This is a genomic window from Paenarthrobacter histidinolovorans (genome assembly GCF_014647595.1).
Taxonomy (GTDB): domain Bacteria; phylum Actinomycetota; class Actinomycetes; order Actinomycetales; family Micrococcaceae; genus Arthrobacter; species Arthrobacter histidinolovorans.
On record NZ_BMPM01000005.1, the window covers coordinates 133,798 to 156,042 of the forward strand.

Below are 22,245 nucleotides of genomic sequence, written 5' to 3' on the forward strand. Positions count from 1 at the left end.
GCCACCATGTCTACGCCCCGTCCCGGCCCCGCGCATCGAGAGGAGAGCACACCTGTGTCTTCACAGCGCATCCTCAATGAACGCTACGAACTCGGTGAGTTGATCGGTCGTGGCGGCATGGCCGACGTCTACAAGGGAACAGATACCCTCCTGGGCCGAACCATTGCGGTGAAGGTCCTCCGTGCGGACCTCGCCCGCGATCCCCAGTTCCAGGCTCGCTTCAAGCGGGAAGCCCAGGCCGTCGCAGCGCTCAACCACCCCTCCATCGTGGCCATTTTCGATACCGGAGAGTATTCCGTTCCCGGCGGCCCCGGAGAGGATGTCCGCGTTCCATACATCGTTATGGAGTTCGTCTCGGGCCGCACACTGAGGGACATGATCAAGGCCAAGGAGCTGGGTGTAGAGGACTCCGTCGGCTACACGCTGGGTGTTCTTGCGGCTTTGGAGTACAGCCACCGGGCAGGAATTGTGCACCGGGACATCAAGCCCGCCAACGTCATGGTGTGTGCCGATACCGGTGACGTCAAGGTCATGGACTTCGGAATCGCGCGGGCCATGGCGGATTCCGCGGCCACCATGACGCAAACACAGGCAGTGGTCGGCACCGCGCAGTACCTATCACCTGAACAAGCCAGGGGCGAGACAGTGGACGCCCGCAGCGACCTCTACTCGGCCGGCTGCCTCCTGTACGAGCTGCTGACCAGCAGGCCGCCGTTCGTTGGCGACAGCCCGGTTTCCGTTGCCTACCAGCATGTCCGGGAAACCCCGGATCTTCCCAGCACCCACAACCCGGACATCACAGAAGCGCTGGATTCCGTGCTGGTCAAGGCGCTGCAGAAGAACCGTACTGACCGCTTCCAGGATGCAGCCGCCTTCCGCCGCGCGCTCCGGGCAGCAAGCAACGGCATTCCCGTGCCTGCACTCCCGGCAAGCGAAGCTCCCACGGATCCCAACGACCTTGTGGAACAGGAAGACCCCGCCACGCAGCTCCTGAGCACTACGGCCGTGGGGCTTTTGGATGTGGACCAGTTCAAGGACGAGCCCCTGGACCATGAACACGAGGAGCCCCTTCCCCTGGGCCTCCCAGCGGAACGTGAGCGGCCCGCGGGCCAGAACTCACGGCGTCGCGCATGGGTTGCAACCCTGGTGATTTTCACGCTCCTGGTCCTTGCAGGCGGTGGTTTCTGGCTTTACAGCCTCATGAACATGCAGCCCCCGCCTCCGGCGAAGATCGCGGTCCCCGTGGTGGCCAACATGTCCGAATCACAGGCCATCCAGGAGCTGTATTCCGCCAAGTTGGTCCCAAAATCGGTGCGTGAGCCGAGCGACACCGTGGCCAAGGACATGACAATCGGCACTGCGCCCAGCGCTGGCGCCATGCTGGATCAGGACGCCGAGGTGATTCTCAAGATCTCCAGCGGTCCCAGCTCGGTGACCATCCCGACAAACATTGTGGGACGTACTGAACCGGACGCCCGTGAGGCACTGCGGCGGCTCGGCATCACCGGCGATATCTCAACCGTCCGTACGCACAGTCCCACTGTTCCCATCGGTTTGGTCATCAGCACCTCACCGGCCCCGGGCGGGCCCATTGCCGCGTCGTCGAAGGTGGAGCTGCAGGTTTCCTCGGGTAAGGTCCTGATGCCGCAACTCATCGGCCTGCCTGTCACCGAGGCTGAGGCGGCCCTGAAGGCCAACGGGCTGACCATGCAGGTGGTGGAACAGGAAAACTCGCAGGTGGAACCTGGCAAGGTCACGGCACAGAGCGAGGCATTCAACAGCGAGGTTGATCAGGGCAAGATGGTCACCGTTACTGTTGCGAAGGCTCCCGCACCTGTCCCGACGCCGACACCCACTCCTACACCCACAACGGACACGCCTACGCCGAAGCCGACACCGACGACAACCAAGAAGTAGCCTGCTGCCGGGCGGAACTACAGACCCGGCGGCTACTGCTTGATCAGTGGGCTCAGCTTGGAGGCACGCTCGGCGGCACCGGCCATGCCCAGGGACTCAAGCCAGTTCCCCAGCATCTGGTATCCGCCTTCAGTGAGCACTGATTCCGGGTGGAACTGGACACCGCACAGGGGAGCGGTCTTGTGCTGAAGACCCATCACCACGCCATTGGTGGTCTCCGCTGTGACCTCCAGGACCTCAGGTATGGAATCGCGAACCGCTGCCAGTGAGTGGTACCGCGTTGCCGTAACTGGCGAGGGGAGGCCGGCGAAGACGCTCTTGCCTTCATGCCGCACGGGGGATGTTTTGCCGTGCATCAGTTCCGGCGCGTGGGTCACCACTCCGCCGTATGCCTCAGCGAGAGCCTGGTGTCCCAAGCAGACCCCGAACATGGGCTTGGAGGCTTCACCGCACCACTTAATGAGCTCAATGCACACACCCGCTTCTGCGGGGGTGCCGGGACCGGGCGACACAAGTACGCCGTCCCGTGTTCCCGCCAGCTCAATGGCCTCGGCAAGAGTGACGTCGTCGTTCCGGACCACCGTGGTTTCGGCGCCCAGTTCCTGGAGGTAACCCACCAGTGTGTAGACGAAGCTGTCGTAGTTATCTATTACCAAAATCTTTGTTGTGCTCATGGTTGCTGCACTAAACCAATCGTTGAGTCAGTCAATGTGGTGAATTGGGAAAACCAGGGGAAGAGGAACTCGACCATCAAGACAAGGGCTACACCCACCAGTACCAGCGAGGTAAGGATCCGTACCCACAGCGGACCGGGCAAATTCCGGAAAATCCATGCGTACATCTGCTATCCCTTTCCGTGGGCGCGGGCTACTTGGGCGGCGATTTCCGACGGCGGTCCCGCTGAGGCAGGTTGCCAGCCATCCAGCACGGAGTAGGCAATGATGCGTTCCTGTGCACCAAACCGGGGGTTGCAGCTGGTCATGGTGAGGATACTTTCCGTAGGGGTTGCCCCGGGTTGGGTAGGCACGGGCATCAAAACGTCGGTGCGATCCGGCAGGACGATCTGGTTGTTGCGGAACACGTAGGTGTAATAGCCATCCGCGGTCTGCACGTAGATCTTGTCCCCGGGAACCAGCGTGTGGATGTTGTCCAGGACCGCACCGTGTGTCTGCCTGTGGCCTGCCACCGCAAAGTTGCCCGGAGCTCCGGGCATGCTGGTGGTGCCGTAATGGCCCAGTCCCAAGGTGTCCAGGACGTCTGATCCCGTGCCTTCAATGATGGGGCGGGTGTAATCCTGGCCAAAGCGGGGGATGTACATGATGCCGATGGTGCCACCATTCCCCGGAGCCGTGCCCACCACGGGAGTGCCGTAGTCCACCGGGCCGGCCGGTGCAGCTGGAGCTATCGGCCCGGTGAATTCCTGGGCGAAGCTCTTGACCGCTTCCGTTTGCTTGGCGTCGGCTTCAACGTTGGTCCACCACAATTCCCAGCCAACGAACAGGAGCAGGACTATGCCGGCCGTGATGAGGAGTTCACCGAAGATCTGGCTGATTTTACGGATGACATCCGAGGCCCGGCGCGGTTTTCGGGGCGGCAGTTCCTGCCCGTCACTGGCGGACGGCACGGCTGATGCCGCCGTCGTCTGCTGGTGCGCCACAGGGTCTCCTCATCTAGGGCGCGGGCGTCGCGGGCGTATCCCGAGTTGCGGCTAGACTTGACAGCTAGAACCAACCCGGAACGCCGTGTGGCCGTTAACCGCTGGAAATTTCCTTCCTGCAGGATATCAAGGCCGGCAGGGACGGGTACCAACCGAACAGTCCAGGAGGATCCGTGCCCGAGTCCAAGCCCCGCAAGCGGCCTGCCCGCCAGGCCCCACAGACTTCGGCCACGCAGCAGTACAAGCCCAACCCGGTCTGGTACAAGGCCGTCATGTTTGGATTGATGATCCTCGGTCTTCTGTGGATCATCACCTTCTACATCACTGAAGGGCAGTTCCCGGTCCGTGACTGGGCGTCCTGGAACATCGTGGCCGGCTTCGGGATTGCAATTGTCGGGTTCCTCATGACCACGCGCTGGCGCTCCTAGGAATTCAGGACCTCACATTCCAGTGCTCGCTGACGTCTACAGGATATGAGCAACCGGCACACCACGTTGGATTCCCCGTTGGGTCAGCTGACGCTGACAGCCCACGGGGAACTTTTGACGGGCCTCTTCTACGAAGGGCACTGGCATATGCCGCCGCCCGACTATTTCGGAGAGCCGACCACCATCGAGGACCCTGTGTTCCATCAGACCCGGATCGAACTCTCTGAATACCTCGCGGGTCACCGCACCGAATTCAACGTTCCGTTCGAAGCACGCGGAAATCCCTTCCAGGAGAAGGTCTGGGCCCGGCTCCAGACCATTCCTTTCGGAGAAACGGTCAGCTACGGCGAGTTGGCCCAGGAACTGGGTGATCCGCACCTGGCGCAGGCGGTTGGTTCGGCTGTCGGCCGCAATCCCATCAGCATCGTCATCCCTTGCCACCGCGTGGTGGGTCGGAAGGGGCAACTGACGGGCTATGCCGGCGGGCTTCGGAACAAACGCTTCCTCCTTGAGCTGGAAGAACCGGATTCCGTAAGAGAGGGCAAGCTCTTCTGATGGAAACCGGACAGGCGGCCAGCAAGAAACCGTTCGAAGCAGTTGTCCGGGAACGCGGGGCAACAGTGCTCCGTGTGTGCCGTGCAATCCTCGGCGTCCACGATGCCGATGACGCGTGGTCGGACACCTTCCTGGCAGCTCTCCAGGCCTATCCGGATCTTCCTGTGGGGGCCAACGTGGAAGCCTGGCTGGTCACCATTGCCCACCGGAAGTGCATTGACCATCTGCGGGCAGGTGCGCGCCGCGCATTGCCTGTTGAGCAGCCGCCAGAACAGCCAACCCGGCTGGGTCTTCCGGGCGAAAGAGACACAGAACTTTTCGACGCCGTCGCCCAGTTGCCGCCCAAGCAGCGTCAGGCTGTGGCGTACCACTTCCTCGCCGGGCTGCCCTACAAGGAAATCGGCGCCCTTCTGGGCAGTTCTCCGGAGGCCGCACGCCGTGCTGGAGCAGATGGCGTGAAGGCGCTCCGGGCAGCCATCCAAACCCGTGCTTCGCTGGTCCATTTATCGTCGAAAGGTGAAATTCAATGACCGTCGACCCCAGCCCCGGACACACCGAGGTGTTGTCGTTCCTGGAACCACTGAACGTAGCCCTCGAGCCGGCCCTCGCCGGTCTCCATGCCCGGCTTGCCCGTGATGCACAACTGACCCACACCCTGGACATCGCCTACCGCACTGTCGATTCACCCGTGGGGAAGCTCCTTCTGGCAGCCACGGATCGCGGAATCATCCGGGTGGCGTTCGAACTGGAAAACCACGACTCCGTTTTGCAGTTGTTGGCCGACACCGTCAGCCCGCGCATTTTGGAAGCACCCAGCCGCCTGGATGACGCCGCGCGGGAACTCGAAGAGTATTTCGCTGGTACACGGCGGGACTTCGATCTCATCCTTGATTTCCGTTTGTCCCGCGGCTTCCGGCTCAACGTCCTCCGTCACCTGCCCCGGATTCCTTACGGCAACACAGCGAGTTACGCACAGGTGGCCCAGGCCGCCGGCAGCCCCAACGCCGTCCGCGCCGTGGGCACCGCCTGCGCCACCAACCCGCTGCCCGTGATCGTCCCGTGCCATCGGGTGGTCAAGTCCGATGGCAGCTTCGGTGGCTACCTGGGAGGACCCGAAGCCAAGCGCGCCTTGCTGACGCTTGAGGCCGCGGCGTGAGCGACGACGCCCTGTTCCCGTTGGAGCTGGTTCAACCTGGAAAGCACGACGCCGGTCCGCGCCTGGTCCGGCCCGGCGCGGTTCACGTCCCCGGTTGGCTGACACTGGAACAGCAGCAGTGGATCGTGGGGCGTTTCAGTGAATGGACCCAGGGACCGGTTCCCTTGCGGGCTGCAACTTTGCCGGGCGGGCACCAGATGTCCGTCCGCACGGTTTGCCTGGGGTGGCATTGGCAGCCGTACCGGTATTCCCGGACGGCGACCGACGTCAACGGCCAGCCGGTCCTCGATTTTCCTGAGTGGATGGTTCGTTTGGGAAAGCAAGCCGTTGCGGCCGCGTATTCCCCGGACCTTGGGGTGGAAGAGTCCCTGCTTGGCCTTTCCCGGGATTACGCGCCGGATGCTGCCCTGGTGAATTATTACGGCGATGGTGCCGCCATGGGCATGCACCAGGACAAGGATGAGCATTCCAACGCTCCTGTGGTGTCGCTCAGCATTGGAGATGCGTGCATCTTCCGTTTCGGCAATACCGAGTCACGTACCAAGCCCTACACGGACCTGGAACTCCGCTCGGGCGATCTGTTCGTTTTCGGGGGGCCTTCCCGGTCCGCCTATCACGGCATCCCCAAGGTCCTCCCGGGTACGGCTCCTGACGGCTGCGGCCTGGATCGTGGACGGATCAACATCACCATGCGCGTCACTGGTCTGTCGTAAGGCCGGAACCCCGGGAACATGGCTCCACAGCGGCCCTGCTGTTAATGTCACAGGTGCCGGGAAGAATATCCCCGGCAGTTAAGTACATGCCGACCGCTGAGGCGGCATGGTTGCGGAGGAGCACGCATGACCCCGGATAACGGCACCATTATCGGACCTGACGGCCTGGCACGTCCCTCATGGGCTGCCTCGGACCCGCTCCTGCAGGCCTACTACGATCACGAGTGGGGCATGCCCGTGCGGGATGAGCAGGGCATGTACGAACGCATCAGCCTCGAGGCTTTTCAAGCCGGACTCTCCTGGGCCACCATCCTCCGGAAGCGCGAGGCCTTCAGAGAGGCGTTCCTGGACTTCCATCCGGAGAGCGTGGCCGCCTTCACTGAATCCGACGTAGAGCGACTCATGCTCAATGCCGGGATAGTCCGGAACCGGCTGAAGATCCAGGCCGCCATCACAAACGCCAAAGCCACCATCGCCTTGCGCGAGGATGGCGGGCTGGTGGATTTCGTGTGGTCGTTCCAGCCGCACAACACACCCGCGCCCCGCACCCTTGCGGAAATCCCCACCACCTCTCCGGAGTCAATCGCCCTGTCCAAGGCCCTGCGGAAGAAGGGGTTTGCTTTTGTGGGACCCACCACCATGTACGCACTGATGGAAGCCGTGGGCATCATCGACACCCATTTGCTGGATAGCCACCGGCGCGGCACTTCCGGGGTTTGGACGTAGAAGAAGCGTCCGTGCAGGCGGCAAGTCAGCGCGGTTCTTGTCCACAGAAGTGCGTAACTTTATCCACAAGCGTGGATAACTTCTGTGGACATCCACGCACTTAGGCCCAAAATCGGCGCCACACGGGGTTTGCCCGGCCCAGGAGACCACTGCGGGACTTATGCCCACTGTGTACCAGCCTGTGGATAGTGGCCGAAGCTTCATCGAAAGTTCAACGGTTCAGGATTGCCTGGTTCGTGTGTGAGGAACAATCCGGCCAAGGCTTCGGGGGTAGCTGGCCTCAATCGCCACGTTCCCCGGATTTCTCTTGTTGTCAGGGGTTACCCACTTAACAACAACCTCGTACCCACAAGTTATCCACAGGTGGGGAAAACATGTGGGTTTCAGCAGCGGGATCGCCGCCATGCCGGGCCTCAGGGGTCATCAAGACGGCGAAACTACACGTGTGTAAGTTATTAACATTGTTGATAAGCCTGTTGATAGACCCCACTCCGGAGCGGAATTAACAGACTTATCCACATTGATCCCGGATACGCCCACTTTGTCCACAAATCGTTGACCAATGGGGACATAGTTATCCACAGGTGTGGAGAAATCCATGCCTTTCGGGGGATATCTACCGCTACACGGGCTGTAATGGGGGAGTAACCCGATAACTACACGCTTGTAAGTTACTCACAGTGTGGATAACGCTTGTGGATAACGTAAGCGCCCATCGAGTGGAGCACCTGAGCTGGTAGGCCTACCGTGGTCCTATGAAGAGCGACTTCAAGACTTTGATACCTGCCTACAACGCGACGAAAGGCAGGTTCTCCCTGATCACTGTTCCGCCGCTGCAGTATTTGATGATCGATGGCAGCGGGGACCCCAACACTTCCCAGGCGTACAGGGACGCTTTGTCCACGCTCTATCCCGTTGCCTACAAACTCAAGTTCTTCAGCAAAGGCGAGCTCGAACGCGACTATGGGGTCATGCCGCTGGAGGCACTGTGGTGGGCCGAAGACATGGACTCGTTCACCGGCGCCAGGGACAAATCACTCTGGTCGTGGACATTGATGAACATGGTCCCGGAGTGGATCACGCGGGAACACGTGGAGGCAGCATGCAGGGTGGTCGCCGGCAAAGGAGGGGCACCCGCCCTGGACATACTCCGTCTGGAGTCGTTGGATGAGGGATTGAGCGTGCAGACGCTTCACGTTGGACCCTACGACGACGAAGGCCCCGTGCTTGAGGAGATGCACCACAGGTTCATACCGGAACAGTCGTTGGCCATGACGGGGAGGCATCACGAGATCTACCTTTCCGACCCCCGGCGTGCCGCGCCGGAAAGGCTCAGGACAATCCTGAGGCAGCCCGTCGCACACCTTCCGGACTGAGGATCGCCGAAGCAGCGGACCCTGGGGCCAGGCCAAGCCTCGGACAGGTTTCTAGCCGGCAGTAATACGGAACCAGGTCACCACGGCCAGCAGGCCAGCCACGAGCACCAGGCCGCCGGCTTGGAGCAGACCCTGGTTCTTGCCCCGGGGAGCGTAGGCGATGGCAGCGGCGGCCAGGCCACCGGTGATAAGGCCACCCAGGTGGGCTTGCCAGGCAATGCTGGGGATAAAGAATCCGATGGCGCCATTGATGGCGATCAGGATCCAGAGTTGCCGGGTGTCGCCGCCCCGGTGTCGCTGCACCACGAGCATGGCTCCGAAGAGGCCGAAGATGGCTCCGGAAGCGCCCACAACACCCACTGCCGGCACTGTGGTCGGAGTGAGGGCAAGGAAGCCTACTGATCCGCCAACAGCGGAAATCAAATAGACGGCGAGGAAACGGATACGCCCGAGCAGAGGCTCAAGGGCCTGTCCGAAGATCCACAACGTGTACATGTTGAGCACGATGTGGAGGAGGAAACCTTGTGAGTGCAGGAAGGCTGAGGTGATCATGCGCCACGGCTCGCGGTCAGCGTAAACGTTGGCGAAGGCAAAGTTCCTGAAAATCAGATCGCCGGGCACAATCCACTGAAGGATGTACACCAGCACGCAGAGCCCGATGATCGTGAACGTCACCAAAGGACGGCCGACGGCCAAGGCGCCGCCGTACGGCGACCGGTACACCGGCGTCGTACGTTTTTGTTCGTTGACGCAGTCAACGCATTGGAACCCGACGGCGGCCGTCCGCTGGCACTCGGGGCACGCGGGGCGCCCGCAGCGCTGGCACCGCACATAGGAGGGCCTGTCCGGGTGCCGTGGGCACACCGGAATATCAGCGGACGGCTCTGCCGACGGGATTCCGTAACTCATGGATTCAGCTTCAGTGAGCGACTAGAGCTGTTCGATGTCGATGCTGTTGATGACGACGTCTTCAACGGGACGGTCGCCCATGCCCGTGCGGACAGCCTCAATGGCGTCGACAACCTTGCGGGATTCCTCATCCGTGACTTCACCGAAAATGCTGTGCTTGCCGAACAGCCAGTCGGTGTTGACCGTGGTGATGAAGAACTGTGACCCGTTAGTGCCCTTGCCCATCTGGATGCCGGCGTTTGCCATGGCCAGCTTGTACGGAGCGTTGAAGGTCAGTTCCGGGTGGATCTCGTCATCGAACTGGTAGCCGGGGCCGCCGACGCCGCGGCCAAGAGGATCGCCGCCCTGGATCATGAAGTCCTTGATGATCCGGTGGAAGATCGTGCCGTTGTACAGGGGCGTTCCGGTCTTGTCCTCACCCGTCTCGGGGTGGTTCCAGGACTTTTCACCCGTGGCCAAGCCAATGAAGTTGGCTACGGTCTTGGGCGCGTGGTTGCCGAAGAGGTCAACCTTGATGTCGCCGAGGGTAGTGTGGATCGTTGCTTTTGCAGTTGCAATGGTCATAGGCCCATTCTTCCATGCAGGGTCAACGCCGTTGCAGTTGTAAAGCCGGTTCCGCGCTCGGTGAAATCCGGGTCGAATCGGGCAGATGAATAGCCGGTGTTCCCCAAGCGACGTAGGCTAGCAACAAACGAGCACGTGTATCGGGAGGTAGTTGTGAAGAAAACAGACCGTATTGCCCGCGAACTCGAACAATCCGTTGCGGTTGGTGTGGATAACGCACGCGACTGGGCTGCGCCCCGTGTGGAAGCAGCCGTCAATTGGGCTGTTCCGCGCATCCAGCACGGCATTGACACCGCTTCCCCCAAGATCCAAGAGGGGCTGAAGTCCGCCGCGCACAACCTCGCCGACGGCGTGGCAGTTGTTACGCCGCGGATCCAGGACGGACTGGCGCACCTCGCGCCGAAGATCCACGATGTCGTAGAGGATGCAACACCCAGGATCCAGGAGACGCTCAACAAGGCCACTCCGGCTCTGGGAATTGCACGGGACAAAGTGGTGGACGAGTACCTGCCCAAGCTCTCTGAACAGTTGGGACAGGCTTCCGTGGCCGTTCACCACGTCTTGGAGAACGCTCCCGCACAGGTTGACGCCGTTGCGCAGAGGCTTGTCGATTCGGGCGTGGTGCACAGCGTCCAGGAGCAGGCCCAGGCTACCGGCAAGCAGATCAAAGCCGTGGCTGACGAGGCCACCAAGGCTGTCTCCACGAAGTTGGGCAAGGAACCGAAGCCCAAGAAGCGTGGATGGCTGATCTTCACCGTTATCGCCGCAGCTGCGGCCGCCGGTGTTGCCGCCTGGAAGGCTTCCAAACCGGTCGAGGATCCGTGGAAGACGCCTTCTCCGGTCACGCCTACTCCGGCTCCGGTTCCGGCCACCCCGGCACCTGCTCCGGCCGACACAGCGGCATCTGCCACGGCAACGGAAGCGACCAAGCCCGCCGCCACGGACATCACTCCGGAAGAAGCAGCAGACGAGGCAGAGCAGGCCACCAAGGACGCCCTCAAGAACGTCGAGGACTCCACCGCCAAGGTGGCAACCGACGCCAAGACTGCCGTCAAGAACATCGCAGCCAGCCTGAACAAGGACACCGAAGGCACTGAGACTGACGCCAAGGGTACAAACAACTAAGTGCTTTTCAGCTAGGCACCGCTTCAATACTGGAGGGACTTCGGCAGCAGCCGGGGTCCCTCCAGTGTTTGCCGGCTTGTAACCCAAGCCTCCGGCAGGGGCAAGGTTACGGGTGTTAGATTTGAGGAGATGTCAGCCGATAGCCCCTTGGCGGGTGCCCTCCAGGATGCTCCGGAACCCCCGGGAGTCTCCATTGTCATCCCGGCGTATAACGAGGAAAGCGTCATTCGCCAGTGCCTCATCGCTGCCATCTACCAGTCTGTGCCTGCGGACGAGATCATCGTGGTGGACAACATGTCCACGGACCGCACAGCCAGGATTGTGCGCCAGATGCAGCAGGAATACCCCGAAAGTCCCATCATTCTCCTTCGGCAGGACGTGGCGCAGGGTCTCATCCCCACACGCAACCACGGCCTGAACAGCGCCACGGGTGACGTTGTGGGCCGCATCGATGCCGATTCCGTACTGGAACCGGATTGGGTTGAGCAGGTGCAGAAGGCATTCACCGACGATTCCGTAGCCGCTGCCACAGGCCCTGTGGTGTACTACGACATGCCCATGCGCCGGTTCGGGCTCAAGGCCGATGACAAGATGCGCCAACTCATGCTGCGCCTGGCCAAGCACCAGTACCACTTCCTGTTCGGCTCCAACATGGCCCTGCGCCGGACTGCCTGGGAAACCATCCGCGACGAAACGTGCCTCGACGAGAAGGATGAGATGCACGAGGACATCGACCTCTCGCTGCACCTTTTTGAGCACGACCTCAAAGTCCAGTACGTGCCCCAGATGGTCTCCGGTATGTCCGCCCGCAGGTTGGAAGACTCACCGAGGGACTACCGCTATTACGTCCAACGCTTCGACCGGACCTACAAGGCGCACAACGTCAAGAAGATGGCGCTGAAAGCACCCATGGTGGTGTTCTTCTCCGTGTATTTCCCCGCCAAACTGCTGCGGGCCATCCACACAGCCAATTCGGCTCAGGGCGTCCGCCGCGGCGGTCTGTAACGCCGGCCAACCATTAACGTACGACGCCGGCACTTCAGTCGGTGCCGAGCTCGGCTTCCCGCCGGTCAGCTTCCGGCCGCTTGCGTCTCTGTCCGGTCACCACAACGGCCAAGCCAGCGAGTATGAGGCCCAATCCGGCATAGATACCGCCAGGCAGTGTTTCGTTGAGGAAGATGGCAGCCAGGATGGCTGCGCCCGGGATCTCCAGCAGGATGATCATGGACACCAGCAAGGGACTCATGGTTGCCAGCAAATGGTTGAAAGCCGTGTGCCCTATCAACTGCGCGCAGACGGTGATGGCAATGATCCCAAGCCAGCCGCCGGCGTCGAATCCTGATAAAGGCTGTCCAGCGAGCAGGGCCATCAATGCCACCAGCGCCGCGCACATGCCGTAACAGAGGGTGGTGTAGGTTCCCGTTGCCATGGACTGCCGGGCTTTGCCTCCCGCCAGGGTGTACAGGCCTGCCAGGGCCCCGCCAGCGACAGCCAGGAGATCGCCCAGCAACGCCTCCGGGGACGAACCCATATCGAATCCCGTGATCGCCACGACGCCCACGAAGGCGATCCCAAGGCCGATCAGGACGGGCCAGCGGTGCCGCGTACCGCGGAACATCTGGAAGACGGCGATCCATGCGGACTGCAGGCAGACCAGCGCCGTGGCAGCAGCAACCGATGTCAGCTGGAGCGCGGTGATGAAACAAGCGAAATGGAAGGCCAGTGCGACGGCGGCCACTGTCGACCAGCCGAACTCGCGCCGGGTGATCCTGCCGAAAGCCTTCGGCTCCCGGATGGCTACGGGGGCCGCCATCACTACTGCCCCGATGGCATTGCGCCAGAAGGCGATGGCCAGGGCAGTCACCGAGGTAGCGCCCAGGGTCCCCGCCATCAGCGGGCCGGAGGCAGCAACGCCCAAGACCCCCAGGGCGGCAATGAGAAGGTTCACAGACCAACCCTAGTGTGCCGGGACGGTCTGTCCATTCGTGATGCCGGCAAGAGGCGCATTCCGGACCTGGGTGTTAAACGCAAAAGTCCCGGTCATTTCTGACCGGGACTTTTCTTATGGTGGAGGCACGGGGACTCGAACCCCGAACCCCCTGCTTGCAAAGCAGGTGCGCTACCAATTGCGCCATGCCCCCATAAGAAGCAACCCATCAATCATACCCCATCTCCGGACTGGTATTTACCAGTTCAGAACCGGGCTCCTCGTCTAATCAACCGTATCGGTTGACTTGCTCCAGACATCTTTCCGGGCTTCGGATTCCTGGTTCTTTTTATAAACCAGGACACCTGCGATTGCGGCTGCCACAACTATCAGCAACTTCTTCACAAGTACCTCATTCCGGCTCAGTTTTACCTGAACCTGTTTTGGTTCCGTGGGCGTACCAGGACTTGAACCTGGGACCTCTTCGTTATCAGCGAAGCGCTCTAACCGCCTGAGCTATACGCCCCGATGCCTCATCGGGCCGAGATATGACTGTACAGCACTTCCCGGCCCGATCTCAAATCGAGGCAATTTCGCGGAGGTTTTCGGCCAAAAACGGCCAATTTCCGCGGATTTCTTCTAGTCGTCCGTCAAGGTGACGCCGACGCCACCAACCAATGTTGCCGAAATGTTATAGAGCACCGCGGACAGCATGGACAATGCCGTCAGCAGAACAACATTCACCACAGCGATGATTGTGGCGAACGAGGCAACCTGACCAAGCGAAGCGATCTTCTTCAGCTCGAATCCGCTGCCTTCAGAACCTGCGAGCGTGCCCAGGAGGCTGTCCACCTGGTTGAAGATCCCCGTAAGGTCCAGCACGGTCCACAGAACGATTGCAGCCACCACAGTGACAATGCCCAGCGCTACGGACAGCAGGAACGCCATCTTGAGCACCGACCACGGGTCAACCTTGCTGACCAGGAGGCGGGCACGGCGCACCTTCGCCTTGGGGGCAGGCTTTACCAAGCCAGGGGCACCCTGGGCCGGACGCTGTCCCGGGGCGCCTGCAGGCCGCTGGCCGGGCTGGGCCGGACGCTGTCCGGGGGCACCGGCGGGTCGCTGCCCTGCCGAAGCAGGGCGTTGGCCCGCTTGGGCCGGACGCTGTCCGGGGGCACCGGCCGGCCGCGGAGCAGAGTTGGCGCCCGTTACGGGACGCGCACCTGCTGCTCCTGAACCGGTGGAACCCGCTCCGGGGCGTTGCTGGGGCCGTGCAGGTGTTCCGGCCTGCGTATTGCCCGAGGGCTGCCGGAGTCCGCCGGGGACACCTGTGCTCGGCTTGGGATATGAGTCGGAATTACTCACTCGTTACCTCCGGTATTGTCTTCGTTCAGCTCCGCGCCCGATTCACTTTCCGGGTCTGCGTCGTTTTCCGTTGCGGGCGTTGCGGTCACCGCAGCGGCGCCGTCCTCCGCAGCCAACGTTACGTCATCGTCGGCTCCGTCCTCGGATTCCTCGCCTTCCAAACCGCGTTCGCTGTTGCGCGCAACTTCAATAATGCGGTCATTCTTGTCCGGTTTGGCAAAGATGACGCCCATGGTGTCCCGGCCCTTGGCGGGAACGCCGGTCACGGCTGACCGGACCACCTTGCCACCCTCCATGACCACCAGGACTTCGTCCTCTTCCTGGACGATCAAAGCGCCCACAAGATCACCACGGTCCTCGGCAAGCTTGGCTACCTTGATACCCAAACCACCGCGGCCCTGGAGACGATACTCATCCACAGCAGTCCGCTTGGCATAACCGCCCTCGGTCACGATGAAGACAAACGAGCCGTCCTGGACCACGTCTGCAGCCAACAGTTCGTCGTCTTCACGGAACTTCATGCCCGTGACGCCCGAGGTAGCGCGGCCCATCGGCCGAAGGGCGTCATCCGTAGCTGTGAAGCGGATGGACTGGCCCTTGCGTGAGACCAGGAGGAGATCGTCTGTTTCACTGACCAACTGGGCCGAAACCAGTTCGTCACCATCGCGCAGGTTAATCGCGATGACGCCGGCTGTGCGGTTGGTGTCGTAGTCTTCCAGGCGAGTCTTCTTGACCAGGCCGTTCTTGGTGGCCAGCACAAGGTACGGAGCCTGCTGGTAGTCCCTCAGGTCCAGGACCTGGGCGATATGCTCGTCCGGCTGGAAGGCCAGCAGATTGGCAACATGCTGTCCCTTGGCGTCGCGTCCTGCTTCGGCAAGCTCGTAGGCCTTGGCACGGTAAACGCGGCCCAAATTGGTGAAGAACAGCAACCAGTGGTGCGTGGTGGTGACGAAGAAGTGCTCCACCACGTCGTCGCCCCGCAGCTGGGCGCCCTTGATGCCCTTGCCACCGCGTTGCTGCGAACGGTAGTTGTCACTGCGGGTCCGCTTGACGTAGCCGCCGCGCGTAATGGTGACAACCATTTCCTCTTCGGGGATCAGGTCCTCCATGGACATGTCACCATCGAAGCCCATCAGGATGTGCGTCCGGCGGTCGTCGCCATGCTTGGCCACGATTTCAGCGAGTTCCTCGCTGATGATCTGGCGCTGGCGTTCTTCGGAAGCCAGGATCGAGTTGTATTCCTCGATCATGGCTTCAAGCTCGGAGTGGCGGTCCTGGATCTTCTGGCGTTCCAGTGCAGCCAGGCGGCGCAGCTGCATGTCCAGGATGGCACGGGCCTGGAGTTCGTCGATCTCCAGCAGTTCCATCAGGCCTTCGCGGGCTGCTTCCGTGGTGTTGGACGCACGGATCAACGCGATGACTTCATCCAGCATGTCCAGTGCCTTGAGGAGGGCGCGCAGAATGTGCGCTTCTTCCTCGGCCTTGCGCAGGCGGTACCGGGTGCGGCGTGCAATAACGTCCATCTGGTGGGTAACCCAGTGCCGGATGAAGGCATCCAGGCTCAGGGTGCGGGGAACGCCGTCGACAATTGCCAGCATGTTCGCCGAGAAGTTGTCCTGCAGCTGCGTGTGCTTGTAGAGGTTGTTCAGGACCACCTTGGCCACGGCGTCGCGCTTGAGGACGATCACCAGGCGCTGGCCGGTACGGCCGGAGGTCTCATCGCGGAGATCGGCGATGCCCTGGATTTTGCCATCCTTGACCAGCTCGGCGATCTTGATTGCCAGGTTGTCCGGGTTGGCCTGGTACGGAAGCTCGGTGACTACCAGGCAGGTGCGGCCCTGGAGTTCTTCGACGTTGACCACTGCGCGCATGGTGATGGAGCCACGCCCGGTGCGGTAAGCGTCCTCGATTCCCTTGTGGCCCAGGATGGTTGCACCCGTGGGGAAGTCGGGTCCCTTGATGCGCAGCAAGAGGGCTTCAAGGAGCTCTTCACGCGTAGCGGTGGGGTTTTCCAGTGCCCACTGGACGCCGTCAGCAACCTCACGGAGGTTGTGCGGCGGGATGTTGGTGGCCATGCCGACGGCGATGCCCGAGGAGCCATTGACCAGCAGGTTCGGGAAACGCGCCGGCAGGATGGTGGGTTCCTGGTTCTTGCCGTCGTAGTTGTCCTGGAAGTCGACGGTTTCCTCGTCGATGTCACGGACCATTTCCATGGCCAGCTGGGCCATCTTGGTTTCGGTGTAACGCGGTGCTGCAGCGCCGTCGTTGCCGGGCGAACCGAAGTTACCCTGGCCAAGTGCCAGCGGATAACGCATGGTCCAGTCCTGGATGAGTCGGACCAAGGCGTCGTAGATCGCCATGTCACCGTGCGGGTGGTAGGTACCCATGACGTCGCCAACAACACGGGCGCACTTGTTGAAAGAGCGGTCGGGGCGGTAGCCGCCGTCGAACATTGCGTACAAAACGCGGCGGTGCACCGGCTTCAGGCCGTCGCGGACGTCCGGGAGGGCGCGGCCGACGATCACGGCCATGGCGTAGTCCAGGTAGGACCGCTGCATTTCTGTCTGCAGGTCCACCTGCTCCACGCGGTCGGTCAGCACATCACCCTCAAGAACAACATCCTCGGCGTCGTTGGATTCCGCCGGGACTTCGGGAGTTTCGTCACTCATAATCTAAGTTTTCCGTTTCAGGTATATGTCGGTTCTGGAATATTCAAGTGCCCTCCGGGGCGCTAGATATCGAGGAACCTGACGTCCTTGGCGTTCTGCTGGATGAAGTTACGGCGTGATTCCACGTCCTCGCCCATCAACACGGAGAAGGTCTGGTCGGCAGCCAGAGCGTCGTCCATGGTGACCTGCAACAGAGTGCGGCGCTCCGGATCCATGGTGGTGTCCCACAGCTCGGTGTAATCCATTTCGCCGAGACCCTTGTAGCGCTGGATGCCGTTGTCCTTGGGGAGGCGCTTGTTCATCGCGGCGCCCTTGCGGATGGTCTCATCACGTTCGCGGTCGCTGTAGACGTAATCGTGCGCGGCATTGGACCACTTGATCCGGTACAGCGGCGGCTGGGCCAGGTAAACATAGCCGTTCTCGATGAGCGGACGCATGTACCGGAACAGCAACGTCATCAGCAAGGTGGTGATGTGCTGGCCGTCCACGTCGGCATCCGCCATCAACACGATCTTGTGGTACCGGAGCTTGGAGATGTCGAAGTCTTCGCCAATTCCCGTGCCGAATGCGGTGATCATGGACTGTACTTCGGCATTGCCCAGGGCCTTGTCCAGGCGTGCCCGCTCCACGTTCAGGATCTTGCCTCGCAGCGGCAGGATCGCCTGGGTTTCAGGGTTGCGGCCACGCTTGGCCGAACCGCCGGCCGAGTCACCCTCCACCAGGTAGACCTCGCAGCGTGAAGGATCCTTTGAGGAGCAGTCAGACAGTTTGCCGGGCATGCCGAACGACTCAAGCGGGCTCTTGCGGCGTGCGTTATCGCGCGCCTTGCGGGCGGCCATGCGGGCCTGCGCAGCTGAAATGGCCTTGCGGATAACGTCGCGGGCCGGGCCCGGGTTCCGTTCCAGCCAGTCACCCAGCTGGTCGGTAACCACGCGCTGGACAAAGCCCTTGACCTCGGAGTTGCCCAGCTTGGTCTTGGTCTGGCCTTCGAACTGCGGTTCGGAAAGCTTCACGGAGATCACCGCAGTCAAGCCTTCGCGGATGTCATCACCGGTGAGGTTGTCTTCCTTTTCCTTGATGATGCTCTTCTCACGCGCATAGCGGTTGATCAGCGACGTCATCGCGGCGCGGAAACCTTCTTCGTGCGTTCCGCCCTCGTGGGTGTTGATGGTGTTCGCGTAAGTGTGGACACTTTCCGAATAAGCGGTGGTCCACTGCATGGCAACCTCGACGGCGATGTGCCGCTCAGTGTCCTCGGTTTCGAAAGCGATGACGTCCTCGTGGACGATCTCGACCTTTTTGTTCGAGTTGAGGTGCTTGACGTAGTCAAGCAAGCCGTCCGGGTATTCGTAAACCACCGTGCGGTGCTCTGCTGCAACTTCGCCTTCAGTGGCTACAGCGTCCAGGTCAAGATCGTCATCGCCGTCGCGGTTGACCGGACGCTCGTCGGTCAACGTGATCCGCAGGCCCTTGTTGAGGAAGGCCATCTGCTGGAAACGTGCGCGAAGGGTCTCGAAGTCGAACTCGGTGGACTCGAAGATGGTTCCGTCAGGGTAGAACGTCTGGGACGTCCCGGTACGATCGGTTTCTTCTCCCTTGACGAGTTCGCCCTGGGGCTTGCCTCCATCGGCGAATGTCATTCGCCAAACGTGGCCCTGACGGCGGACTTCCGTGTCCACCCGGCGGGAAAGGGCGTTCACCACGGAGATGCCCACACCGTGAAGGCCACCCGAAACCGCGTATCCTCCACCGCCGAACTTACCGCCCGCGTGCAGGATGGTCATGACGACTTCAACCGTGGGCTTCCCCTCGGTCGGGTGGATATCAACGGGAATGCCGCGGCCGTCATCGACCACCTGCACACCGCCATCAGCGCGGAGCGTTACTTCTATGTGGCTGCAGTAACCGGCCAGGGCCTCGTCAACAGAGTTGTCCACCACTTCATAGACCAAGTGGTGCAGGCCGCGGGGACCGGTTGAACCGATGTACATGCCGGGGCGCTTGCGCACGGCTTCGAGGCCTTCCAGCACGGTGATGTCGCTGGCACCGTACTCCCTTGGAGCCTCCGCAGGCGTATCAGGCGTGGGAACAGTCTCCTCTTGGGGCTCTACTGCCAAGGTCTCTGCATTGTCGTTAGCCACAGGCGCTTTCGACTCCTCTGTACTCGATGTCGGCCGTTCCCGCAGCTCCCCGCGGCGAACCGCGGCCGCCAACGGGCACGTGACTGATTGCGCCGGCTACTCCGAAGACGGGGTTCCCAACTGCCACAGGAGTGGATGCAGGATCCGACGACGTTTCACCGGCGCTCAGTGATCTACGCCAATTCTATCGTGGAAACCGGCGAATCCTTGCAAATACGGGGGCAGCCCAGAGCTGAATATGCCGATAGGAGGCCGCTGGCCCTATCTGCAATGGCCCTGCGGTGGTCCCGATGGGTGCCTATACGACTCGGGGGCGTTGAAACGCCCTGCACGCCGTTTAGCCGTACGTATCCCGGGGGCCGCGGCCGTTGACGCTGCGGCCACCTTTTCGCCAACTCGGGGCGGACGGCCCCAGAACCTGGATGCTGGTGACCACGCCTTCTCCCAACTCATTCCGGAACATCTCCAGGAGGCTGGTACTGAGCAACCGCAACTGCGTTGCCCATGCCGTCGAGTCGCAGCGGACATGCAGCGTGGTGTCGGTGAAACTCTCCGGTGTGCAGTGCGAGGAAATGTCCGGACCAACCAGCGTTTCCCATTCGGCCATGACGGAACCGACCGCAACAGGCGAAGTCCAACCCCGCTCCGCGACAAGCCTTCCCACAACATTGCCCAGGCCCAAAGGGTCGCGGCCACTGCCGTGGAACTGCGTGAAACCCCTGGTATCCCGCAGACCCTTGCGCTTGGGCGCAGATCCGGGCCTGGGGGCGCGCAGCCTTACTTCGCCGCGGGCGGCGGCTGCTTCACGCATGCGGTTCAGCGCCGCCTGGGCAGCATCAATTTCGTCCGGATCCCGGCCCGGTTGCAGTCCTTCGGGACTATCCTTCGCCATCGATGCCTCCCGGAACAACGGTTACACGCCGTCCGGCCAGCTCCTCAGGGATATCGGCATCGACGGCGGCAGTCACCAGAACCTGTTCGGCGCCAGCCACTATTGCAGCCAGTTTACGACGCCGCTGCACGTCCAATTCAGCAAAAACATCGTCCAAAATAAGGATCGGCGCAGTTCCACCGGTGCGGGCGTCATCCAACATGACGTAGTAGGAAGCAAGGCGCAAAGACAGGCACATGGACCATGTTTCGCCGTGGGACGCATAGCCTTTGGCCGGAGCCTGTCCCAGGACGAGTTCCAGTTCATCACGGTGCGGGCCAACCAGCGAGATACCCCGCTCGAGTTCCTTTTTCCGCGACGCTGCGAAGGCCTGGACGTAGCGTTCGGTGAGTTCGTCAACAGACAGCAGCCTGAGGTCCTCAACCGACGCCGATCGTTCCGTTCCATAGTCGGCCGGACCGCCGTCGTCGTCCAGGATGTCCTGGATGGTGGAGCGGTAAACCGCGCCGGCGTCCTTGGAGCCATCCGTGAGTTGGGCGTAGGCACTGTTCAGGTGCGGACGCAGCCGCTCCACCAACTCCAGCCGGGCGTGCAGCAATTCGGCGCCCGCCCGGGCCATGTGCTGGTCCCACACATCCAAGGTTGCTTCGTGGCCCGCAGTGAATTTCCCGGCGCGGGCCGATTTCAACAGGGCGTTCCGTTGCTTCAGGACGCGGTCATAGTCACTGCGGGTGGCGGCATGGCGGGGAACCAGGCTCACCAGCAGTTCATCGAGGAAGCGGCGGCGGTTGGAGGGATCTCCCTTCACCAGTGCCAGGTCCTCGGGGGCGAACAGGACAGTGTGGCAAATGCCAAGGATGTCCCGAGCGCGCACCGGGTTTCCCCTGTTGATGCGTCCGCGGTTGGCACGTCCCGCATTGATTTCAAGCTCAATCACCGTTGCTTGCTCACCACGGACCAGGCGGGCCCGGATCAACGCGCGGTCGGCACCAAAGCGAAGCAATGGCGCGTCGGTGCTGACCCGGTGCGAGCTAAGGGTAGCCAAATACCCGATGGCTTCCATCAGGTTCGTCTTGCCGATGCCGTTGGAACCCACCAGCACGGTGACACCGGGACCCAGTTTCAGGTCCACCTGTGCGTAGCTGCGGAAATCTGTCAGCGAAAGATGTTCGAGGTACACGCCGTTTGCGGGACTCCTGCGGCCTAGTTGGCCGGACGGGTGGCGTGTCCGCCGAACTGGTGACGCAGGGCCGAAACCATCTTCATGGCTGGTGAGTTGTCTTCACGCGAAGCAAAGCGTGCAAAGAGAGCAGCCGTGATGGCAGGTGCCGGCACAGCGTTGGCGATTGCTTCTTCCACGGTCCAGCGGCCCTCGCCGGAATCTTCGACGTAGTCATCAATGGAGGCTAGGCCGGGATCTTCATCGAGTGCCTTCACCATGAGGTCCAGAAGCCAGGACCGGACAACAGTTCCCTTTTGCCACGCGCGGAACGTTCCAGGAAGGTCCTTGACGATGTCCTTTGCGGCCAGGAGTTCGTATCCTTCGGCGTAGGCCTGCATCAAGCCGTACTCGATACCGTTGTGCACCATTTTGGCGTAGTGGCCGGCGCCGACGCCGCCCACATGGACGAAGCTGTCGGCCCGTTCGCCTTCAGGACGAAGTGCGTCGAAGACCGGCATGGCAAGTTCTATGTCCTCTTCAGCCCCGCCGGCCATGAGGCCGTATCCGTTCTGGAGGCCCCATACGCCGCCGGAAACACCGCAATCGGCGAAGCGGATGCCTTTTTCGGCCAGCGCGGCAGCGTGTTTCTGGTCTTCGGTGAAACGCGAGTTGCCGCCGTCGATCACCATATCCCCGGGGCTTAGCTTCTCACCGAGTTCGGTAACAACGGCATCAGTGATCTCACCGGAGGGGACCATGACCCAGACGAGCCTCGGAGTGGGGAGAGCGGCAATGAGCTCATCAACCGAAGCGGCATCCGTGACGTCAGGATTCCGGTCGAAGCCTGTGACTTCGATGCCGCCTTTCCGCATGCGTTCCCGCATGTTGAAACCCATTTTTCCAAGGCCGATCAATCCGATGTGCACAGTGTGAACTCTTTTCTGCGAAAGCGGGGTGGGGTTT

21 protein-coding genes, 2 tRNA genes and 1 pseudogene are annotated in these 22,245 nt (G+C 61.7%); 10 read left to right on the forward strand and 14 right to left on the reverse strand.

What is annotated here, in order from left to right:
- The first annotated feature begins 6 nt into the window (after positions 1-6).
- Positions 7-1,917 carry a Stk1 family PASTA domain-containing Ser/Thr kinase gene (gene pknB, locus IEY62_RS13295; protein WP_189018594.1) on the forward strand — a complete coding sequence of 637 codons (1,911 nt, stop codon included), beginning with the start codon at positions 7-9 and terminating at the stop codon, positions 1,915-1,917.
- A 32-nt stretch (positions 1,918-1,949) separates the two neighbouring features.
- Here the strand turns inward: pknB and IEY62_RS13300 are convergent, their stop codons facing one another.
- Both IEY62_RS13300 and IEY62_RS13305 read right to left on the reverse strand, forming a co-directional pair.
- Positions 1,950-2,591, reverse strand: coding sequence for an aminodeoxychorismate/anthranilate synthase component II (locus IEY62_RS13300; protein WP_189018596.1), 642 nt, complete (start codon positions 2,589-2,591; stop codon positions 1,950-1,952).
- Positions 2,592-2,761: 170 nt separating this feature from the next.
- Positions 2,762-3,574, reverse strand: coding sequence for a class E sortase (locus IEY62_RS13305; RefSeq protein ID WP_404595601.1), 813 nt, complete (start codon positions 3,572-3,574; stop codon positions 2,762-2,764).
- 173 nt (positions 3,575-3,747) lie between these two features.
- On the opposite strand from IEY62_RS13305, the gene IEY62_RS13310 reads away from it, so the two are divergent.
- The 7 genes from IEY62_RS13310 (at position 3,748) to IEY62_RS13340 (ending at position 8,528) form a co-directional block, all read left to right on the forward strand.
- Positions 3,748-4,002: a cell division protein CrgA gene (locus IEY62_RS13310; RefSeq protein WP_018778460.1), complete on the forward strand. Its 255-nt coding sequence runs from the start codon at positions 3,748-3,750 to the stop codon at positions 4,000-4,002.
- Positions 4,003-4,047: 45 nt separating this feature from the next.
- Positions 4,048-4,557, forward strand: a complete 510-nt coding sequence (locus IEY62_RS13315; RefSeq protein ID WP_189018598.1) for a methylated-DNA--[protein]-cysteine S-methyltransferase — start codon at positions 4,048-4,050, stop codon at positions 4,555-4,557.
- On the forward strand, positions 4,557-5,087 hold the full coding sequence (locus IEY62_RS13320) for an RNA polymerase sigma factor (protein WP_189018600.1): 531 nt from the start codon (positions 4,557-4,559) through the stop codon (positions 5,085-5,087). Before IEY62_RS13315 ends, IEY62_RS13320 begins: the two co-directional genes overlap by 1 nt.
- Positions 5,084-5,713: a methylated-DNA--[protein]-cysteine S-methyltransferase gene (locus IEY62_RS13325; protein ID WP_189018602.1), complete on the forward strand. Its 630-nt coding sequence runs from the start codon at positions 5,084-5,086 to the stop codon at positions 5,711-5,713. Before IEY62_RS13320 ends, IEY62_RS13325 begins: the two co-directional genes overlap by 4 nt.
- Positions 5,710-6,426, forward strand: coding sequence for an alpha-ketoglutarate-dependent dioxygenase AlkB family protein (locus tag IEY62_RS13330; protein ID WP_189018604.1), 717 nt, complete (start codon positions 5,710-5,712; stop codon positions 6,424-6,426). Before IEY62_RS13325 ends, IEY62_RS13330 begins: the two co-directional genes overlap by 4 nt.
- Before the next feature lie 126 nt (positions 6,427-6,552).
- Positions 6,553-7,152 (forward strand): DNA-3-methyladenine glycosylase I, encoded by a 600-nt coding sequence (locus IEY62_RS13335; RefSeq protein WP_189018607.1) that lies wholly within the window; start codon positions 6,553-6,555, stop codon positions 7,150-7,152.
- 755 nt (positions 7,153-7,907) lie between these two features.
- Complete coding sequence (locus tag IEY62_RS13340; RefSeq protein ID WP_189018609.1) at positions 7,908-8,528, forward strand: GyrI-like domain-containing protein; 621 nt, start codon at positions 7,908-7,910, stop codon at positions 8,526-8,528.
- Positions 8,529-8,579: 51 nt separating this feature from the next.
- On the opposite strand, the gene IEY62_RS13345 is transcribed toward IEY62_RS13340, so the two are convergent.
- Positions 8,580-9,437 carry a rhomboid family intramembrane serine protease gene (locus IEY62_RS13345; protein ID WP_189018611.1) on the reverse strand — a complete coding sequence of 286 codons (858 nt, stop codon included), beginning with the start codon at positions 9,435-9,437 and terminating at the stop codon, positions 8,580-8,582.
- Between the two features lie 21 nt (positions 9,438-9,458).
- Positions 9,459-10,001, reverse strand: a complete 543-nt coding sequence (locus tag IEY62_RS13350; protein WP_018778468.1) for a peptidylprolyl isomerase — start codon at positions 9,999-10,001, stop codon at positions 9,459-9,461.
- A 153-nt stretch (positions 10,002-10,154) separates the two neighbouring features.
- On the opposite strand from IEY62_RS13350, the gene IEY62_RS13355 reads away from it, so the two are divergent.
- Both IEY62_RS13355 and IEY62_RS13360 read left to right on the forward strand, forming a co-directional pair.
- Positions 10,155-11,126 (forward strand): hypothetical protein, encoded by a 972-nt coding sequence (locus IEY62_RS13355; protein ID WP_189018613.1) that lies wholly within the window; start codon positions 10,155-10,157, stop codon positions 11,124-11,126.
- A 129-nt stretch (positions 11,127-11,255) separates the two neighbouring features.
- Positions 11,256-12,131 (forward strand): glycosyltransferase, encoded by an 876-nt coding sequence (locus tag IEY62_RS13360; RefSeq protein WP_189018615.1) that lies wholly within the window; start codon positions 11,256-11,258, stop codon positions 12,129-12,131.
- Between the two features lie 34 nt (positions 12,132-12,165).
- Here IEY62_RS13360 and IEY62_RS13365 read toward each other — a convergent pair whose 3' ends face one another.
- The 10 genes and pseudogenes from IEY62_RS13365 to gnd all read right to left on the reverse strand — a co-directional run.
- Positions 12,166-13,074: a DMT family transporter gene (locus IEY62_RS13365; RefSeq protein ID WP_189018617.1), complete on the reverse strand. Its 909-nt coding sequence runs from the start codon at positions 13,072-13,074 to the stop codon at positions 12,166-12,168.
- 117 nt (positions 13,075-13,191) lie between these two features.
- Positions 13,192-13,267 (reverse strand) — tRNA-Ala (locus IEY62_RS13370).
- A 71-nt stretch (positions 13,268-13,338) separates the two neighbouring features.
- Positions 13,339-13,458: a DLW-39 family protein gene (locus IEY62_RS21715; RefSeq protein WP_018778473.1), complete on the reverse strand. Its 120-nt coding sequence runs from the start codon at positions 13,456-13,458 to the stop codon at positions 13,339-13,341.
- Between the two features lie 47 nt (positions 13,459-13,505).
- Positions 13,506-13,579, reverse strand: a tRNA-Ile gene (locus IEY62_RS13375).
- 113 nt (positions 13,580-13,692) lie between these two features.
- Positions 13,693-14,418, reverse strand: coding sequence for a DUF3566 domain-containing protein (locus tag IEY62_RS13380; RefSeq protein WP_189018619.1), 726 nt, complete (start codon positions 14,416-14,418; stop codon positions 13,693-13,695).
- On the reverse strand, positions 14,415-17,087 hold the full coding sequence (gyrA, locus tag IEY62_RS13385) for a DNA gyrase subunit A (protein WP_189018621.1): 2,673 nt from the start codon (positions 17,085-17,087) through the stop codon (positions 14,415-14,417). Before gyrA ends, IEY62_RS13380 begins: the two co-directional genes overlap by 4 nt.
- Before the next feature lie 62 nt (positions 17,088-17,149).
- A complete protein-coding gene (gene gyrB, locus IEY62_RS13390) occupies positions 17,150-19,228 on the reverse strand; it encodes a DNA topoisomerase (ATP-hydrolyzing) subunit B (RefSeq protein ID WP_189018623.1) in 2,079 nt (692 codons plus the stop codon).
- 337 nt (positions 19,229-19,565) lie between these two features.
- Positions 19,566-20,120: a DUF721 domain-containing protein gene (locus tag IEY62_RS13395; protein ID WP_189018625.1), complete on the reverse strand. Its 555-nt coding sequence runs from the start codon at positions 20,118-20,120 to the stop codon at positions 19,566-19,568.
- Positions 20,107-21,300 (reverse strand): DNA replication/repair protein RecF, encoded by a 1,194-nt coding sequence (recF, locus tag IEY62_RS13400; protein WP_189018627.1) that lies wholly within the window; start codon positions 21,298-21,300, stop codon positions 20,107-20,109. Before recF ends, IEY62_RS13395 begins: the two co-directional genes overlap by 14 nt.
- A 23-nt stretch (positions 21,301-21,323) precedes the next feature.
- Positions 21,324-22,235: pseudogene (gnd, locus tag IEY62_RS13405) on the reverse strand (phosphogluconate dehydrogenase (NAD(+)-dependent, decarboxylating)); the annotation flags it as partial.
- Positions 22,236-22,245 lie beyond the last annotated feature (10 nt).

Excerpts from the sequence above, each read along its gene's own strand:
- pknB (WP_189018594.1), top strand. The coding sequence starts at position 7 with ATGTCTACGCCCCGTCCCGGCCCCGCGCATCGAGAGGAGAGCACACCT.
- IEY62_RS13300 (WP_189018596.1), bottom strand. The coding sequence starts at position 2,591 with ATGAGCACAACAAAGATTTTGGTAATAGATAACTACGACAGCTTCGTC.
- IEY62_RS13315 (WP_189018598.1), top strand. The coding sequence starts at position 4,048 with ATGAGCAACCGGCACACCACGTTGGATTCCCCGTTGGGTCAGCTGACG.
- IEY62_RS13320 (WP_189018600.1), top strand. The coding sequence starts at position 4,557 with ATGGAAACCGGACAGGCGGCCAGCAAGAAACCGTTCGAAGCAGTTGTC.
- IEY62_RS13325 (WP_189018602.1), top strand. The coding sequence starts at position 5,084 with ATGACCGTCGACCCCAGCCCCGGACACACCGAGGTGTTGTCGTTCCTG.
- IEY62_RS13335 (WP_189018607.1), top strand. The coding sequence starts at position 6,553 with ATGACCCCGGATAACGGCACCATTATCGGACCTGACGGCCTGGCACGT.
- IEY62_RS13340 (WP_189018609.1), top strand. The coding sequence starts at position 7,908 with ATGAAGAGCGACTTCAAGACTTTGATACCTGCCTACAACGCGACGAAA.
- IEY62_RS13345 (WP_189018611.1), bottom strand. The coding sequence starts at position 9,437 with ATGAGTTACGGAATCCCGTCGGCAGAGCCGTCCGCTGATATTCCGGTG.
- IEY62_RS13350 (WP_018778468.1), bottom strand. The coding sequence starts at position 10,001 with ATGACCATTGCAACTGCAAAAGCAACGATCCACACTACCCTCGGCGAC.
- IEY62_RS13360 (WP_189018615.1), top strand. The coding sequence starts at position 11,256 with ATGTCAGCCGATAGCCCCTTGGCGGGTGCCCTCCAGGATGCTCCGGAA.
- gyrA (WP_189018621.1), bottom strand. The coding sequence starts at position 17,087 with ATGAGTGACGAAACTCCCGAAGTCCCGGCGGAATCCAACGACGCCGAG.
- IEY62_RS13395 (WP_189018625.1), bottom strand. The coding sequence starts at position 20,120 with ATGGCGAAGGATAGTCCCGAAGGACTGCAACCGGGCCGGGATCCGGAC.